This is a genomic window from Pseudomonas sp. CM27 (assembly GCF_013179515.1).
Taxonomy (GTDB): Bacteria; Pseudomonadota; Gammaproteobacteria; order Pseudomonadales; family Pseudomonadaceae; genus Aquipseudomonas.
The window spans coordinates 1-17,158 of sequence record NZ_JABMCN010000042.1 but is presented as its reverse complement, the minus strand read 5'-3'; the positions used below and the strand labels follow the sequence as shown (position 1 = coordinate 17,158).

Genomic DNA, 17,158 nt, shown 5'->3' with positions numbered 1-17,158 from the left:
ACTGTGTTGTACCTGTGGGAGCGGGTTTACCCGCGAAGAGGCCGGTACTTACAACACAACTCTCAAGCATTGCCCCGCGTGGTACAGCGAGAACCCGGACTCATAGAACGCGGTGCGCAGTGACGGCGCGCTCACGCCGGCCATCGGCGAGAACGGTATCGGCAAGCTGTCCGCCTCGCCCTTGAGCAGGAACTCGGCAAACGCCCGGCCGATCACGGTGCCGGTCGTGTTGCCGCGGCCGTTGTAGCCAGTCACCGCCACCAGCCCCGGCGCCGGCTCGAACAGGCGCATCAAGTGGTCGGGGGTGAAGTCGATGCAACCGGTCCAGTGCATTTCCCACTCGACCTTGCCCAGCTCCGGGTAATAGTGGCTCTGGATGCGGTCCGCCCAGCTGCGCACAAACCACGCCGGCTTGTTGTCGACCCGGCCCAGGCTGCCGAGCAACAGCCGGCCCTGGTCGTCACGGCGGATGCTGCTGAGCACCGTGCGGGTGTCCCAGGAGCCTTGGCCATGAGGCAGCACTTTGTCGGCCGCAGCGCCGTGCAGAGGCTTGGAAGCCACCTGGTAGTAATACCCACGGAAAAACTGCTTCTGCAGGTTGCTCCAGTCGCCTTCGGTATAGGCGCCGGTGGAAATCACCACCTTGTCGGCGCGCACTGACCCGCGAGCGGTCTTCACCCGCCAGGCATCGCCGTCACGTTCAAGGCCTTCGACCGACGATTGCTGGAACAGCTTGCCGCCCAGACGCGCCACGGCAGCCGCCAGGCCCTGGGTGTAACCCATGGGATTGATGGTGCCGGCGCGGCGGTCGAGCAGCGCGGCAGAAATCTTGTCGGTACCGCAGTACTCCTGGCACTGGGCGCCGGTCAGCAGCTCCACGTCGGCACCCCGGCGGCTCCACTGCGCATGGCGCGCTTCGAGGTCGGCGATGCCGGTGGCGTTGTGCGCCATGTGCAGCGTGCCTTTGTGCTGGGCCTGGCAGTCGATGCCAAGGCGCTCGATCATGGCGAACACTTCAGCCGGGGCCTCGCCGAGTACCTTGTTCAGGCGGCTGCCCGTCTTCTGGCCGAGGGTCGCTTCGACGTCGTCCGGGCGAATCCAGGTGCCGGCGTTGACCAGGCCGACGTTGCGCCCGGACCCGCCATGGCCGATCTTCCAGGCCTCCAGCAGGATCACCGACTTGCCCTGTTCGAGCAGGTGGATAGCCGCAGACAAGCCGGTAATGCCGCCACCGATCACACAGACATCCGCCTTGTGCTCACCGGCCAGGGCCTGGTCGGCGACGGTCGGTTTGCTGACGAATTCCCACAAGCATTCTTGACGCAGTTCGGACATGGCCCGGCTCCAGCAATTTGTTCTTGTTGGGGCCGCGGTGCGGCCCTGTCGCCGACAAGCCAGCTCCCACAGAGAGCGTACGGTAGACAACACTCTCTGTGGGAGCTGGCTTGCCGGCGAAACGGGGGCAGAGCCCCCGCCTGCGGTCATCAGTCGAACACGATACCCTGCGCCAGCGGCAGCTCGCGCGAGTAGTTCACGGTGTTGGTCTGGCGACGCATGTAGCCTTTCCAGGCATCCGAACCGGACTCACGGCCACCGCCGGTTTCCTTCTCGCCACCAAACGCGCCGCCGATCTCGGCGCCGCTGGTGCCGATGTTGACGTTGGCGATGCCACAGTCGCTGCCCGAAGCGCTCTGGAAGCGTTCGGCTTCACGCAGGTCGGTGGTGAAGATGCACGACGACAGGCCTTGTGGCACTTCGTTGTTCAGGCGCAGGGCCTCTTCGAAGTCGTCGTAGGCCAGCACGTACAGGATCGGGGCGAAGGTTTCATGGCGTACTACCTCGCTCTGCGCCGGCATTTCGGCGATGGCTGGCGACACGTAGTAGGCGTTCGGATACTGGTCGGCCAGCTGGCGCTCACCACCAAATACCTGGCCGCCTTCATCGCGGGCCTTGGCCAGCGCACCCTGCATGGCGTCGAACGACAGTTTGTCGATCAGCGGGCCAACCAGGTTGTCTTTGCGTGGGTCGCCGATGCGGACTTTGCCGTAGGCGGCTTTGACGCGGGCAACCACTTCGTCCTTGATCGAGCGGTGCACGATCAGGCGACGCAGGGTGGTGCAGCGCTGACCGGCGGTGCCGACAGCAGAGAACAGGATGCCGCGCACGGCCAGGTCCAGATCTGCGCTCGGGGCCAGGATCATGGCGTTGTTGCCGCCCAGTTCCAGGATGCTGCGGCCGAAGCGGGCAGCGACACGCGGGCCGACTTCACGGCCCATGCGGGTGCTGCCGGTGGCGCTGACCAGCGGTACGCGCGGGTCATCGACCATGGCTTCGCCAGCTTCACGGCCACCGATCACCAGTTGGGCCAGGCCAGCCGGTGCATCGCCGAAGGCTTTCAGGGCTTTGTCGAACAGCGCCTGGCAGGCCAGCGCGGTCAGCGGGGTTTTTTCAGACGGTTTCCACAGCACCGAGTTACCGGCCACCAGGGCCAGGGCGGTGTTCCAGGCCCAGACGGCTACCGGGAAGTTGAAGGCGCTGATCACGCCGACCACGCCCAGCGGGTGCCAGGTTTCACGCATGTGGTGGCCAGGGCGCTCGGAAGCGATGGTCAGGCCGTACAGCTGACGCGACAGGCCGACGGCGAAGTCGCAGATGTCGATCATTTCCTGCACTTCGCCCAGGCCTTCCTGGGTGATCTTGCCGGCTTCGATCGATACCAGCTCGCCGAGGTCCGCCTTGTGCTCGCGCAGCACTTCACCGAACAGACGCACCAGCTCGCCACGGCGTGGGGCCGGTACGCTGCGCCAGGCTTCGAAGGCGCTCTGGGCCTGATCGATGCGAGCGATGGTCTCGGCCTTGTCGAGCAGTTTCACCGAGGCGATCTGGCTGCCGTCGATCGGCGTGTGAACAGGGTAGTCGCCCTGGGTGTAAGCATCGGCGGCAACGCCAAGGCGCTCGAGCAATCCAGCAACCATTTGTGCATCTCCTATATCGGTGATGGGGTGGAAAAATGATGTGGATCAGTATTAATCCGATCACACCAGTGCAACAAACGACCTTTATTCCGCATATCATTCCGTCAGGTAATGATTCGAGCCGCAGAGACCGCTATGTCCAAACGCCTGGTGCCCTCCATGACCGCCCTGCAGTGCTTTGAAGCTGCCGCGCGCCATTTAAGCTTTACCCGCGCCGCCGAAGAGCTGCACCTGACCCAGAGCGCGGTCAGCAAGCAGGTGGCGCAGCTTGAAGAGATGCTGCGCCACCACCTGTTCCTGCGCATTCGCCGGCGGCTGCAACTGACCCCGGCTGGCAGCCTGTACCTGGCCGAGGTCAACAAGATCCTCACCCAGGTCGACATGTCCAGCCGCTATGTCCTGACCTATGGCGAGCAGACCGAGATACTGAAGGTAGCTACTCAGCCGAGTTTTGGCGTGCGCTGGTTGATTCCTCACCTCAAGGGCTTTGGCAAACGCCACACCAATATCCACCTTGATATCCGCAACGAGATGGAACCGTTTGCGCTGCTGCAGGGGTCGGCGGACGTGGTGTTCTTCTATGGCCAGGGCACATGGCCGGGAGCCACCTGCGTTGAGCTGTTCCGCGAAGAAGTGGTGCCGGTGTGCGCGCCGGAGCTGCTGGCCGGGCGCGAGCTGGGCGGGGCTGAAGAGCTGGCCGAACTGGTGCTGCTGCAAAGCACCTCGCGGCCAGAGGCCTGGCATGAGTGGTTCCAGGAGCTGGGGCTGCAGAGCGTGAGTGCCTACCACGGGCCACGCTTTGATACGTTCTATATGGCGCTGAGCGCGGCGCAGGCTGGCTGCGGGGTGGCGTTGGTACCGCGTTATCTGGCGGCCAAGGAACTGGCCGACGGTAGCCTGGTGGTGCCGTGGAACCATGCAATGCGCAGTGGCGGGGCGCATTATCTGGCGTATGCCGAGCATGCGGCGGAGGTGCCAAAGGTGCGGGCGTTGGTGGAATGGATTGATGAGCAGCTTCAGGCTTGAGGGCCTCTTCGCGGGCACGCCCGCTCCTACAGGGACCGCGCAGGCTCAAGCCCTATGCAGTACTTGTGGGAGCGGGCAGGCCCGCGAAAGGGCCCTGAAGGTCGATCAAAAAAGGAATGACACACTCACTTTTTTTCGCTTGTGAGCCAAGTGCATTCCCAGCTTTCATGTAAGCGTCCAAACCTAACCAGGAAGCTAGCGATGCCCGCCCACGATTTCGTCAGCCCAGACAGCATCCGCGCGCAGTTCTCTGCCGCCATGTCGCTCATGTACAAACAGGAAGTGCCGCTGTACGGCACGTTGCTGGAGCTGGTGAGCGAAATCAACCAGCAGGTCATGGCCCAGCAACCCGAGGTAGCCGAAGCCCTGCGCTGGACCGGCGAAATCGAGCGCCTGGATCAGGAACGCCACGGCGCCATCCGCGTCGGCACCGCTGAAGAGCTGGCCACCATCGCCCGTCTGTTCGCCGTCATGGGCATGCAGCCGGTCGGCTACTACGACCTCAGCTCTGCCGGCGTGCCGGTGCACTCCACCGCGTTTCGCGCGGTGCACGAGCAGTCGCTGCACGTCAGCCCGTTCCGCGTGTTCACCTCGCTGCTGCGCCTGGAGCTGATCGACAACCCGCAGCTGCGTGAACTGGCCCAGAGCATCCTCGCCAAACGCCAGATATTCACGGATCGCGCCCTCGCGCTGATCGCCCAGTGCGAACGCGATGGTGGCCTGAACGCTGCAGATGCCGACGCATTTGTGCAGGAAGCGCTGCACACCTTCCGCTGGCACCATGATGCCACGGTCACTGCCGAGCAGTACCAGCAGTTGCACGACCAGCATCGCCTGATCGCCGACGTGGTCGCCTTCAAGGGCCCGCACATCAACCACCTGACCCCACGCACCCTGGATATCGACGCCATCCAGATGGGCATGCCGGCCAAGGGCATCCCGCCCAAGGCCGTGGTCGAAGGCCCGCCCACCCGCCGCCACCCGATCCTGCTGCGCCAGACCAGCTTCAAGGCGCTGCAGGAAAAGGTTGCCTTCCGCGACCAACAAGGCAGCGAGGGCAGCCACACTGCGCGCTTTGGCGAAATCGAGCAGCGCGGTGCGGCGCTGACGCCGAAAGGGCGCCAGCTGTACGACAAGCTGCTGGATGCGACCCGGGCCGCCTTGGGCGGTGTGCCGGCCGAGGCCAACGCCGAGCGCTACAGGGCGCTGCTGCAGGAAACTTTTGTCGAATTCCCGGATGACCTGGCGCAGATGCGTGAACAGGGCCTGGCGTACTTCCGCTACTTTGCCACCGAAAAAGGGCTGGCTGCGCGTGGCCAGGACGATCGACCGACCACCCTGCAGGGCCTGATCGACGCTGGTCATGTGCACTTCGAGGCGCTGGTGTACGAGGACTTCCTGCCGGTGAGTGCTGCAGGGATCTTCCAGTCCAACCTGGGTGACGATGCCCAGGCCGAGTACGGCAGCAACGCCAACCGCGATGCGTTCGAAGCGGCGTTGGGGCTGCAGGTGCAGGATGAGCTGGCGCTGTATGCACAAAGCGAGCGCCGGTCGTTGCAGGCCTGTGCACAGGCCTTGAATCTGGGCTCGATGTAAGGCTGCGGGAATCAGAGGGGCGGCAGGATTTCCACATCAGGCAGATCCATCGCCGCCACCTCCTCATCCAGAAACGCGCTCAACCGCCGCAAACGCTCGCCCCCCGGCCGTGTACGGGGCCACACCAGGTAATAGTCCATCCCGCTGGGCACCGCCGTCGGCCATGGCAGGCTAAGCCGTTTCTGCGCCACATCCTCGGCCACCATCAGCAAGTCGCCCATGGAAATCCCGTAACCACGCGCAGCAGCAATCATGCCCAGTTCCAGAGTGTCGAACACCTGGCCGCCCTTCAGCGAGACCTTGTCGCTGAGCCCCATGCGCTCCAGCCATTCGCGCCAGTCACGCTTGTCCACCGTGGGGTGCAACAGCTCGATGCAGGCCAGCCGGCGCACGTCCCACGGCTCCTCGTCCAGCAGGTCCGGCGCGCCCACCGGGATCAGCAACTCCGGGAACAACTTGCGCACCTCCCAGTCCGCCGGGAATGCCCCGTCACTGAGCAACACCGCGCAATCGAACGGCTCCTGGTTGAAGTCCACATGGTCCACGTCCATCCAGGCGCTGGTCAGCTGCACTTCATTGCCCGGCTGCAAATGACGGAAGCGACTCAAGCGCGCCAGCAACCAGCGCATGGTCAGCGTCGAAGGCGCCTTCATGCGCAGGATGTCATCTTCGCCGCGCAAGGTATCGCAGGCCCGCTCCAGCGCGGCAAAACCTTCACGCACCCCAGGCAGCAGCACCCGCGCCGCTTCGGTCAGCTGCAGGCTGCGGCCACTGCGGACGAACAAGCGGCAGGCAAAGTGATCCTCCAGCGTGCGGATATGCCGGCTGACCGCACTTTGGGTGATCGACAGCTCTTCACCCGCGCGGGTGAAAGAGCTTGAGCGTGCGGCAGCTTCAAATGCGCGCAGGGCATACAACGGTGGGAGCTGACGAGACATCGGGTACCTGCCATACGAGCTGTGAGGCAACTCCTGAAAGCATATATGCATGAGTCAAAGTCATGCCAACAATCGGTTTTATCCTTTTGTGCAAAGTTGACCGAAGCCTCAGAATCGCGCTTCGCTACATCACCTCAGGAAGAAGGACAGCCCATGCACGTCGCGCCCACCACAGAACTCAAGGCGTTGCTGCGCCTGGCCGGGCCGCTGATCGCCTCGCAGTTGGCGCACATGCTGATGGTGCTGACCGACACCCTGATGATGGCCCGCATCAGCCCGCAAGCCCTGGCCGGTGGTGGACTGGGCGCAGCCAGCTATTCGTTCGTGTCCATCTTCTGCCTGGGCGTGATCGCCGCCGTCGGCACCCTGGTGGCCATCCGCAAGGGCGCCAACGATATCGAGGGCGCTACCCGCCTGGCGCAAAACGGCCTGTGGCTTGCCTGGGGCCTGGCGCTGGTGGCCGCGCTGGCGTTGTGGAACCTTGAGCCGGTATTGCTGATGTTCGGCCAACAGCCGGAGAACGTGGCCTCGGCGGCGCAGTTCCTGACCCTGCTGCCACTGGCGCTGCCCAGCTACCTGACCTTCATGGCCCTGCGCGGTTTCACCAGCGCCCTCGGCCGCTCGACCCCGGTGATGGTCATCAGCGTGGTCGGCACGGTGCTCAACTACCTGCTCAATGTCGCCATGCTCGAAGGCATGTTCGGCCTGCCGAAGCTGGGCCTGATGGGCATTGGCCTGGTCACCGCGGTGGTATCGCTGGGCATGGCCATTGCCCTGGCGCTGTATATCCGCTGGCACCCGGCGTATGCCGCCTACCCGCTGCGCAAGGGCCTGTCGCGCCCGTCAATGCCGGCGCTGCGCGAGTTGTGGCGGCTGGGCTTGCCCATTGGCGGCACCTACATGGTGGAAGTGGGCCTGTTCGCCTTCGCCGCCCTGTGCATGGGTGTGCTGGGCAGCACCGAGCTGGCGGCGCATCAGATCGCCCTGCAGATCGTCTCCACGGCGTTCATGGTGCCGACCGGGCTGTCGTATGCGGTGACCATGCGCGTGGGCCTGTATTACGGCGCCGGCAACCTGCTGGCGGCACGCAGCGCCGGGCGGGTCGGGATTGGCTTCGGCGGGCTGATCATGTTCGGCTTTGCGGCACTGTTCTGGCTGTTGCCCGATGCACTGGTAGGGCTGTTTATCGACCGCAGCGACCCGGCCTTCGCCGCCATCTACCAACTGGCGGTGCAACTGGTGATGGTCGCGGCCTGGTTCGAGCTGTTCGATGGCATGCAGACCATCGCCATGGGTTCGATTCGTGGCCTCAAGGATGCCAAGACCACATTCCTGATCGGCTTGTGCTGTTACTGGCTGGTGGGCGCGCCGAGTGCCTGGCTGTTCGCATTCAACCTGGGCGGCGGCGCGGTCGGCATCTGGTGGGGGCTGGCATTGGGGCTGGCGTTTGCTGCCGTGGCGCTGACCTTCGGCTTTGAATGGCGGATGAAGCGGCTGCTGCGCAAAGCCGGTGTGGCTGACGGTTCTGCAGTGTCTGTGTGATTGCCGGGGCTTTGTGTTGCGATGGAGGGCAAAGCCCTCCCTCGCGATGTCACAGGCTAACCAGCTTCGGCTTGCTGCAATCCATCAAAAACTCCATCAACTCCGCCACGGGCAAAGGCTTGCTGACCAGAAAGCCCTGCACCTGGTCACAGCCAAACTCGCGCAACAGTGCCAGCTGCTCTTCGCTCTCCACGCCCTCGGCCACCACCTCGAGGTTGAGGTTGTGCGCCAGGTTGATCATGGCGTGCACCAGCTTGCGGTTCTCCTCGCGCATTTCCATTTCGGCAACGAAGCTGCGGTCCACCTTGAGCAAGGCGATCGGCAGGCTGTTGAGGTGTACGAAAGAAGAAAAGCCGGTGCCGAAATCGTCGAGGGAAAAGCGCACGCCCAGGCGCCCCAACGCGTCCATGGTCTGGCGCACCAGCTCGTTGCGGCGCATCACTGCCGTTTCGGTCAGCTCGAACTCCAGCCAGCGCGCATCGACGCCATGCTCAAGGATCAGACGGCTCAAGGTAGCCAACAGCTGGCTGTCCTGAAACTGGCGGAAGCTAAGGTTGACCGCCATGTGCAGCGGTTCCAGGCCACGCTCGCACAGCACCTGCATGTCACGCAGGGCGCGGGAAATCACCCAGTAGCCCAACGGCACGATCAGGCCGCTTTGCTCGGCCAACGGCACGAACTCGCTGGGCGGCAACAGCCCACGCTCGGCATGGCGCCAGCGCACCAGCGCCTCCAGGCCGACGATGCGCCCGTCGGCCATGTTCAGCCGCGGCTGGTAGTGCAGCTCCAGTTCATCCCGGCGCAAGGCACGGCGCAGTTCGCTTTCCAGGTCGGCGAGGCTGCGCGCATTACGGTTGATGCGCTCGTTGAACACATGGAAGGTGCAGCCCTGGCTGCCCTTGGCCTGGCGCATGGCGATGTGCGCGTGCCACATCAGCGGGTCGGCGCCACCCTGCGCGCGGGCGTGGGCCAGGCCCAGGCTGCAGCCCAGCAGCAGGCTTTCGCCATCGACCCAGTAAGGTTCGGCCAGGGCCTCGACGATGCGTTCGGCCATCCATTCGGCGCGGTTGGCGTCGCGGCGGGTGTCGATCAGCAGGGCAAACTCGTCGCTGCCCAGCCGCGCCAGCTGGTCGCCCGCCTCCAACTGATGCTTCAGGCGTGCAACCACCTGCAAGATCAGCCGGTCGCCACTCTGGTGGCCAAGGGCGTCGTTGACGTGGCGAAAGTTATCCAGGTCGAGGTGGCCGAGGGCAATGCCGCGCCCCTCGTTTTCGGCCAGGCGCGCGGTCAGCAGTGCCTGAAAACCCTGGCGGTTGGCAATGCCGGTCAGCGGATCTTGTTCGGCCAGGCGCTGCAAGGTGGCCACCAGCACACCCCGCTCGCGCACATGGCGTAACGAGCGGCGCAGGTTATCGCTATTGAGCTGATCACGGACCAGCCAGTCGCTGGCACCACTGGGCGCCGTTTCGGGCTCATCCTCCAGCAGCAGGATGGTCGGCAGCTCGCAGCGCCCCGGCGCTGGCTGCATGGCAGGGGTTGCCAGTATCACGGCCTGGCGGTCATGGCTGAACAGGCTATCGACCGCCTCCCAGTTCGGTGCCGTGAGCAGCACGGCGCTGCCATTCAGGGCAGGCATGCACGCGTGCAGCAAAGCTGTCCAATCCGGCTCATCAGCCAACAGCAGCAAACGCAAAGGTTCGACAGGCGTGGACAAGCGGGCTCCTTAGGCTTCACGGTGCAACGAGATCTGGCGGGTATGCTACTGTATTCAATGAAAATGATTTTCACTTTTATACATGTTTTCAGGGCGTAGCAGCCCGACGTATTTTGTCGTGCATCCTGCGCGAAACTGCGCCGCCCGGCAAATCCCGTTTACATATTTGACTCACACGTCAGACGGTCACGCCACAACCGCCACATGCCTGTTAGAATGCGCGGCTATTTTCTGGCGACCCCCGGTTTCTAGCATGTCCCGACTCAATCCCCGGCAGCAGGAAGCCCGTGACTACGTCGGCGGCCCTCTTTTGGTGCTCGCCGGTGCAGGTTCGGGCAAGACCAGCGTGATCACACGCAAGATTGCCCACCTCATCCAGAACTGCGGCATCCGCGCCCAGTACATCGTGGCGATGACCTTCACCAACAAGGCCGCGCGCGAGATGAAGGAACGGGTCGCCACCTTGCTGCGTCCGGGGGAAGGCCGTGGCCTGACGGTGTGCACCTTTCACAACCTGGGCCTGAACATCATCCGCAAGGAGCACACCCGGCTGGGCTACAAGCCGGGGTTCTCGATCTTCGACGAGTCGGACATCAAGGCGTTGCTGTCCGACATCATGCAAAAGGAATACTCAGGCGACGACGGCATCGACGAGATCAAGAACATGATCGGTGCCTGGAAAAACGACCTGATCCTGCCACCCGAAGCCCTGGAAAAAGCGCGCAACCCGCGCGAGCAGACCGCCGCCATTGTCTACACCCACTACCAGCGCACGCTCAAGGCGTTCAACGCGGTGGACTTCGACGACCTGATCCTGCTGCCGGTCAAGCTGTTCCAGGAAAACCCCGACGTGCTCGAACGTTGGCAGAACCGCGTGCGCTACCTGCTGGTGGACGAATATCAGGACACCAACGCCAGCCAGTACCTGCTGGTGAAGATGCTGATCGGCATGCGCAACCAGTTCACCGTGGTGGGCGACGACGACCAGTCGATCTATGCCTGGCGTGGCGCCCGCCCAGAAAACCTGATGCTGCTCAAGGAGGATTACCCCTCCCTGAAAGTGGTCATGCTGGAGCAGAACTACCGCTCCACCAGCCGCATCCTGCGCTGCGCCAACGTGCTGATCGCCAACAACCCGCACGATTTCGAGAAGCAGCTGTGGAGCGAGATGGGCGTCGGCGACGAGATCCGCGTCATCCGCTGCAAGAACGAGGAAGCCGAGGCTGAACGCGTGGCCATGGAAATCCTTACCTTGCATCTGCGCACCGACCGCCCGTACAGCGACTTCGCCATCCTGTACCGCGGCAACTACCAGGCCAAGCTGATCGAACTGAAGCTGCAGCACCACCAGGTGCCGTATCGTCTGTCGGGCGGCAACAGCTTCTTCGGCCGCCAGGAGGTCAAGGACCTTATGGCCTACCTGCGCCTGCTGGTGAACCCGGACGACGACAACGCCTACCTGCGGGTGATCAACGTACCGCGCCGCGAAATCGGCTCCACCACCCTGGAAAAACTCGGCAACTACTCGACCGAGCGCGGTATTTCGATGTACGCCGCCAGCGAGGAGCTAGGCCTGGGCGAGCACCTGGAGCCGCGCTACACCGAGCGTTTGCAGCGCTTCAAGCACTGGCTGGACGGGGTTCGCCACAAGGTCGCCCTGGACGACCCGATTGCTGCGTTGCGCGAGATGATCCGCGACATCGACTACGAGAACTGGATCCGCCAGCAGACCGCCAGCGACAAGGCTGCCGAGTTCCGCATCAGCAACGTCTGGTTCCTGATCGAAGCGCTGAAAAACACCCTCGAGAAGGATGAAGAGGGTGACATGACCATCGAGGACGCCATCGGCAAACTGGTGCTGCGTGACATGCTCGAGCGCCAGCAGGAAGAGGAAGAAAACGCCGAAGGTGTGCAGATGATGACCCTGCATGCCTCCAAGGGCCTGGAATTCCCTTACGTGTTCATCATGGGCATGGAAGAGGAAATCCTCCCGCACCGCTCCAGCATCGAGGCCGACACCATCGAAGAGGAACGCCGCTTGGCCTACGTGGGCATCACCCGCGCCCGCCAGACCCTGGCGTTCACCTTCGCTGCCAAGCGCAAGCAGTACGGTGAAATCATCGACTGCACGCCCAGCCGGTTCCTCGACGAACTGCCACCGGACGACCTGGCCTGGGAAGGCCTGGACGATGCACCGGTCGAGGTAAAGGCCGCACGCGGCAACAACGCGCTGGCCGATATCCGGGCAATGCTCAAACGCTGATCAACCATTACTCTTAAACTTTGCCGCTAGCTAGCGGCAACCTTTGTTACATCGAGGAAACTACAGTGGAAGCACTGCATCAGAAGATTCGCGAAGAAGGCATCGTGCTTTCCGACCAGGTTCTCAAAGTCGACGCGTTTCTCAACCACCAGATCGATCCGGCGCTGATGCAGCTGATCGGTGACGAGTTTGCCCGCCTGTTCGCCGATGCCGGCGTGACCAAGATCGTCACCATTGAAGCTTCGGGCATTGCCCCGGCGGTAATGGCCGGCCTGAAGCTGGGTGTGCCGGTGATTTTCGCCCGCAAGCACCAGTCGCTGACCCTGACCGAGAACCTGCTGACTGCCTCGGTGTATTCCTTCACCAAGCAGACCGAGAACACCGTGGCCATCTCGCCGCGCCACCTCAACAGCAGCGACCGCGTGCTGGTGATCGACGACTTCCTGGCCAACGGCAAGGCATCGCAGGCGCTGATCTCGATCATTAAGCAGGCCGGTGCTACCGTAGCTGGCGTGGGTATCGTCATCGAAAAATCGTTCCAGGGCGGCCGTGCCGAGCTGGACAGCCAGGGCTACCGCGTTGAATCGCTGGCCCGGGTGAAGTCGCTGGAAGGCGGTGTGGTGTCCTTCATCGAGTAAGCCTGTACCGGCCCCATCGCCGGCAAGCCAGCTCCCACAGTAATTTCACAGAGGCCGAGCCTTGTGCAGTACCTGTGGGAGCTGGCTTGCCGGCGATGGGCTGCAATGCAGCCCCTGCAATCTTCAGGTCGCTGCCAACCCTGCCAGCAACAAGCGCTGATAAAGCTCTTGCTTCAATCCCTGCGGAGCATCCAGCCCCATCCGCGCCAGATGCCGCTCATACCCCTCCGGCCCCGGCGCCTCCAGCGCTGCCTTGCCCAGCTCCAGCATCTCGCTCAGCTTGAACTTGCTCTTCAACCAGTTCAGCGCCCGCAACAAGTCCCGCTCTTCAGTCGTGAAGTCCGTGCCCAGCGGATACTCCGGGAACAGCCGCGCATGTTGCGCCCTGATCGCCTCCAGCCGCTGCGGTGTGTTATCGGTAAAGCGCGGCTCCAGCTGGAAATCCCGGGCCAGTTTGCCGGCCTTCTTCGCCTGTTCGATCAGCGCGTCCTGGAAGCGCGAATCACTCACCGCCAGCAACCGCGCAATCACTTCGCTGTCGGTCTGCCCGCGCAAATCGGCGATGCCGTATTCGGTCACCACAATGTCGCGCAGGTGCCGGGGGATGGTGCAGTGGCCATAGCTCCAGAACAGGTTTGAACTGACCTCTCCACCCGCCTCGCGCCAGCTGCGCAACAACAGGATCGAGCGCCCGCCCTCCAGCGCATGGCCTTGGGCGACGAAGTTGTACTGCCCACCTACGCCACTGAGCACCCGGCCATCTTCCAGCTGGTCCGCCACGCCGGCGCCGAGCAGGGTCATGCCAAACACGGTGTTGATGAAGCGCGCATCGCGGCGCTGACGGCGCTTGAGTTCTTCCTGCCCGTACAGTTCGTTGATGAAGCTGATACGGGTCATGGCAAAACGCGCCCGCTGTTCGAGCGGCATATCCCTCAAGCGCTGGTAGAACGCACCAGGACCAAGGAAAAAGCCGCCATGCAACAACGGGCCCTGCTCATCCGCCGGGCGCCGTAACAGCCCTGCCTCGGCCAGCACCAACAGGCCATTGACGAACATTTCGCTGCAGCCGTACAGGCCCTGGGCGAAGGCGTCCAGGCCCCCTTCCCGCTCGATCAGCGCCTGCCACGGCCCGACATCCAGCGCATCGAGTAGCGCACGGTAGCCCGCGTTGTCACCCTGGCGCGCCAGCAGTGCAGCGGCAACGGCGTCGCCCATGGCGCCGATACCGATCTGCAGGGTACCGCCGTCGCGCACCAGGCTGCTGGCGTGCAGGCCAATGCAATGGTCCTGGGTGCTGACCGGCATGTTCGGTGTGGAGAACAGGCGGCGTTGCTCCGCTTCATCGATCAGCAGGTCGAAGCTGTCGATGGGCAGCTCGGCGTCGCCCGGCATGTAGGGCAGCTCGGCGTGCACCTGGCCCAGCATGAGGATGGTTTCGCCGGCCGCACGGCGCTTGGCGATCATCGGCAACAAGTCGAGGGTGATGTCGGGGTTGCAGGCCAGGCTCAGATGCACAGGCTTTTCGGGACTGGCAGCCACCAGTTGCGCGACCAGGTTCAGGCCTTTGCCGTTGATGTCGCGGGCGGCATGGCTGTAGTTGCTGCTGACGTAGTCCTGCTGAGCCGATTCGCTGTGCAGCAGGCTGCCGGGCTGCATGAAGAACTGTTCGACACGAATGTTTGCCGGCAAGGTGTCGTTGCGCAGGTCGGCGAGGTAGCTGAGCTCTTCATAGTCGGCGAAGACACGCTCGACGAAGGGTTCGAGAAAGCGCCGTTGCAGGCCATCACCCAGTGGCGGGCGGCCCAGGGACAGTGCGGTGTAGATGGTCAGGCGCCGCTCAGGCAGCTCGCGCACGCGGGCGTACAGGGCATTGACGAAGGCGTTGGGCTTGCCCAGGCCCAGCGGCAGGCCCATGTGGATATGGGCTGGCAGCTGTGACAGGACTTGCTCGACGGCTTGGTCGAGGGAGCAGAGATGCATCTGGGCCTCCTGAGTCATCCGTGGGTTCAGGGGTTGGACATGAGCTCAAAGGGTTGGTTGCCTGTACTGGCCCTTTCGCGGCTGAGGCCGCTCCCACAGAGGGCTCACAATCTTGAGTCGTGAGCAGTACCTGTAGCAGCGGCGTTAGCCGCGAAGAGGCCGGCACAGGCAGCACAAAAACAAAACCCGCCATCGATGGCGGGCTTCACACAATTCAGCTGTCACTCACAGCCCGGACATTTTCTGGATCGCCGCCTTCAGGTCGTCATCCGAGCAGTCTGCGCAAGTGCCTTTCGGCGGCATGGCGTTGATACCGGTAATGGCCTTGGCGAGGATGCCATCGAGCCCGCCCTGGTGGTCGGCGCGTTCCTTCCACGCGGCGGTATCGCCAATCTTCGGCGCGCCGAGCAGGCCGCTGCCATGGCAAGCATTGCAGTGCTTGGCGATGATATCGTCCGGCGTTTTCGCAGCGCCGCCAGCGGCTGCTGCAGCTACTTCCATGCCTTTGCATTCCTGGCCCTGGACACACACCTGGCCAACCGGTTCCAGGCGTTTGGCGATGTCGTCATTGGTCGCAGCGGTTGCACTCATTGCCCAGAGGGCGAATACGGCTGCTGGTACGGCCAGCATCTTCTTGATTTGGTTCACGCGTACACCCTCATGGTGGCTAATCACGCTCGCGGCCACGGATCGGCGAGCGTTGAAAAGTATAGCGGGAACCCAGAGGCCGTGAAACGACCCTACACGGGAAAGGGGTATTGCCGAATCAATGCACTGCGCTGGATCAAAAGTTTGAAGGGGTCGCCGCACTGATCAGCCGCGCGGGCTGGTCGAACGGGTTGCGAAAGCGGTGCGGGCGGGTGCTTTCAAAGTAGTAGCTGTCGCCCTCTTCAAGGATGAATAGCTCGGTACCGACCACCAGTTCCAGCCGTCCCTCAAGCAGAATGCCGGTCTCTTCGCCGTCATGGGTGAGCATTTCGGCGCCGGTATCGGCACCTGGCGGGTACACCTCGGTGAGAAAGGCAATGGCACGGTTGGGGTGCGACTTGCCGACCAGCTTCATGGTCACCGCACCGTCGGAGATATCGATCAGCTCATGGGCCTTGTAGACGATCTGCGCGGGGCGTTCGGATTCCAGCTCGACCGAGAAGAACTCGACCATGGACATGGGAATGCCGCTCAGCACCTTGCGCAGCGAGCTGATCGAGGGGCTCACGCTGTTCTTCTCGATCATCGAGATGGTGCTGTTGGTCACGCCGGCACGTTTGGCGAGTTCGCGCTGGGACAGGCCCTTGAGCTTGCGGATGGCTTGCAGTCGTTCGCCGACGTCCAAAGCTGGAGCCTCCTGAAACGGTGGTAAGGGGGGTGGATGTGAACGATATCATGGCAATGCCGTTCAGTATTTACAACACACCGCCCTTCATCCTGTCCGCTTCAGCGGGTCATTCGCCGCAGTAGTCCCGCGGTACCCGCTTCAGGTTGCAGAAGATCTGGTAGGGGATGGTGCCGGCGTGCGCCGCCACCTCACTGGCCAGCACCTGCTTGCCCCAAAGCTCTACCGGGCTGCCGACAGTCGCTTGCGGCACATCGGTCAGGTCGATGCTGAGCATGTCCATCGACACCCGGCCAATCAGCTGGGTGCGCTGGCCGGCCACCAGCACCGGGGTGCCATTGGGCGCCTGGCGGGGGTAGCCGTCGGCGTAGCCCATGGCGACCACGCCAACGCGGGTCGGGCGCGGGCTGACGAACCTGGCGCCATAGCCTACCGGCTCACCGGTGGGCAACTCACGCACGCTGATCACCCGTGATTGCAGGGTCATTACCGGTTGCAGGCGTTGGGCTTGCGCCTGCGCCACTTCGAATGGCGTGGCGCCGTACAGCATCAGGCCTGGCCGTACCCAGTCGCTGGGTGCCTGCGGCCAGCCCAGCACGCCGGGCGAGTTGCGCAGGCTGCACTCGGCGGCCAGGCCCTGGCGGGCGGCTTCGAATACGGCAATCTGCTGGGCCGTGGCGTCGGCATCCAGCTCATCGGCGCGGGCGAAGTGGCTCATCAGCACGATGCGTGAAACCTTGCCGCTGGCCAGCAGTCGCTGATAGGCGTCGTGGTAATCCTTGGGGTGCAGGCCGACGCGGTGCATGCCGCTGTCCAGCTTGAGCCAGACGGTGATTGGCTTGTGCAGCTGGGCGTGTTCAATGGCTTCCAGTTGCCACAGCGAGTGCACCACGCACCAAAGGTCGTGCTCGGCGATCAGGGCCAGTTCGCTGGCTTCGAAAAAGCCTTCCAGCAGCAGCACTGGGGCCTTGATACCGGCGGCGCGCAGCTCCAGCGCTTCTTCGATGCAGGCCACGGCGAAACCGTCGGCTTCGGCCTCCAGCGCGAGGGCGCAACGCACGGCGCCGTGGCCATAGGCGTCGGCCTTGATCACGGCGAGGGCTTTGGCACCGGTCAGTTCACGGGCCAGACGGTAGTTGTGGCGCAAGGCCTG

General features: G+C 63.6%; 13 protein-coding genes. 5 read left to right on the top strand and 8 right to left on the bottom strand.

Going from position 1 to position 17,158, the window contains the following annotated elements:
- Positions 1-48: 48 nt before the first annotated feature.
- Entirely contained in the window at positions 49-1,335 is a 1,287-nt protein-coding gene (locus HP547_RS07645) for an FAD-binding oxidoreductase (protein ID WP_172222535.1), read from the bottom strand.
- A gap of 149 nt (positions 1,336-1,484) precedes the next feature.
- Positions 1,485-2,975 carry an aldehyde dehydrogenase family protein gene (locus tag HP547_RS07640; protein WP_172285946.1) on the bottom strand — a complete coding sequence of 497 codons (1,491 nt, stop codon included), beginning with the start codon at positions 2,973-2,975 and terminating at the stop codon, positions 1,485-1,487.
- 135 nt (positions 2,976-3,110) lie between these two features.
- Between HP547_RS07640 and HP547_RS07635 the strand changes: the two genes are divergently transcribed.
- Both HP547_RS07635 and HP547_RS07630 read left to right on the top strand, forming a co-directional pair.
- The gene (locus HP547_RS07635) at positions 3,111-4,001 is read left to right on the top strand and encodes a LysR family transcriptional regulator (protein ID WP_172285945.1); all 891 of its coding nucleotides are present in this window, start codon (positions 3,111-3,113) and stop codon (positions 3,999-4,001) included.
- Positions 4,002-4,202: 201 nt separating this feature from the next.
- Positions 4,203-5,597, top strand: coding sequence for a VOC family protein (locus tag HP547_RS07630; RefSeq protein WP_172285944.1), 1,395 nt, complete (start codon positions 4,203-4,205; stop codon positions 5,595-5,597).
- 11 nt (positions 5,598-5,608) lie between these two features.
- Here the strand turns inward: HP547_RS07630 and HP547_RS07625 are convergent, their stop codons facing one another.
- Positions 5,609-6,535: a LysR substrate-binding domain-containing protein gene (locus HP547_RS07625; protein WP_172231453.1), complete on the bottom strand. Its 927-nt coding sequence runs from the start codon at positions 6,533-6,535 to the stop codon at positions 5,609-5,611.
- A gap of 153 nt (positions 6,536-6,688) precedes the next feature.
- Between HP547_RS07625 and HP547_RS07620 the strand changes: the two genes are divergently transcribed.
- Positions 6,689-8,077, top strand: a complete 1,389-nt coding sequence (locus HP547_RS07620; RefSeq protein WP_172231450.1) for a NorM family multidrug efflux MATE transporter — start codon at positions 6,689-6,691, stop codon at positions 8,075-8,077.
- Between the two features lie 49 nt (positions 8,078-8,126).
- On the opposite strand, the gene HP547_RS07615 is transcribed toward HP547_RS07620, so the two are convergent.
- Positions 8,127-9,791, bottom strand: coding sequence for a bifunctional diguanylate cyclase/phosphodiesterase (locus HP547_RS07615; RefSeq protein ID WP_172285943.1), 1,665 nt, complete (start codon positions 9,789-9,791; stop codon positions 8,127-8,129).
- Between the two features lie 253 nt (positions 9,792-10,044).
- Here HP547_RS07615 and rep point away from each other — a divergent pair, with 253 nt between their 5' ends.
- Positions 10,045-12,054, top strand: a complete 2,010-nt coding sequence (gene rep, locus HP547_RS07610) for a DNA helicase Rep (RefSeq protein WP_172285942.1) — start codon at positions 10,045-10,047, stop codon at positions 12,052-12,054.
- Between the two features lie 65 nt (positions 12,055-12,119).
- The gene (locus HP547_RS07605; protein WP_172232644.1) at positions 12,120-12,692 is read left to right on the top strand and encodes a xanthine phosphoribosyltransferase; all 573 of its coding nucleotides are present in this window, start codon (positions 12,120-12,122) and stop codon (positions 12,690-12,692) included.
- Between the two features lie 123 nt (positions 12,693-12,815).
- Here the strand turns inward: HP547_RS07605 and HP547_RS07600 are convergent, their stop codons facing one another.
- The 4 genes from HP547_RS07600 to alr all read right to left on the bottom strand — a co-directional run.
- Positions 12,816-14,672, bottom strand: a complete 1,857-nt coding sequence (locus tag HP547_RS07600) for an acetyl-CoA hydrolase/transferase family protein (protein ID WP_172285941.1) — start codon at positions 14,670-14,672, stop codon at positions 12,816-12,818.
- A 225-nt stretch (positions 14,673-14,897) separates the two neighbouring features.
- Positions 14,898-15,320, bottom strand: coding sequence for a c-type cytochrome (locus HP547_RS07595; RefSeq protein ID WP_172223069.1), 423 nt, complete (start codon positions 15,318-15,320; stop codon positions 14,898-14,900).
- A 136-nt stretch (positions 15,321-15,456) separates the two neighbouring features.
- A complete protein-coding gene (locus tag HP547_RS07590; RefSeq protein WP_172223072.1) occupies positions 15,457-16,005 on the bottom strand; it encodes a cupin domain-containing protein in 549 nt (182 codons plus the stop codon).
- Between the two features lie 109 nt (positions 16,006-16,114).
- Positions 16,115-17,158, bottom strand: a 1,044-nt coding sequence (alr, locus tag HP547_RS07585; RefSeq protein WP_172285940.1) for an alanine racemase, incomplete at its 5' end; no start/stop codon positions are given.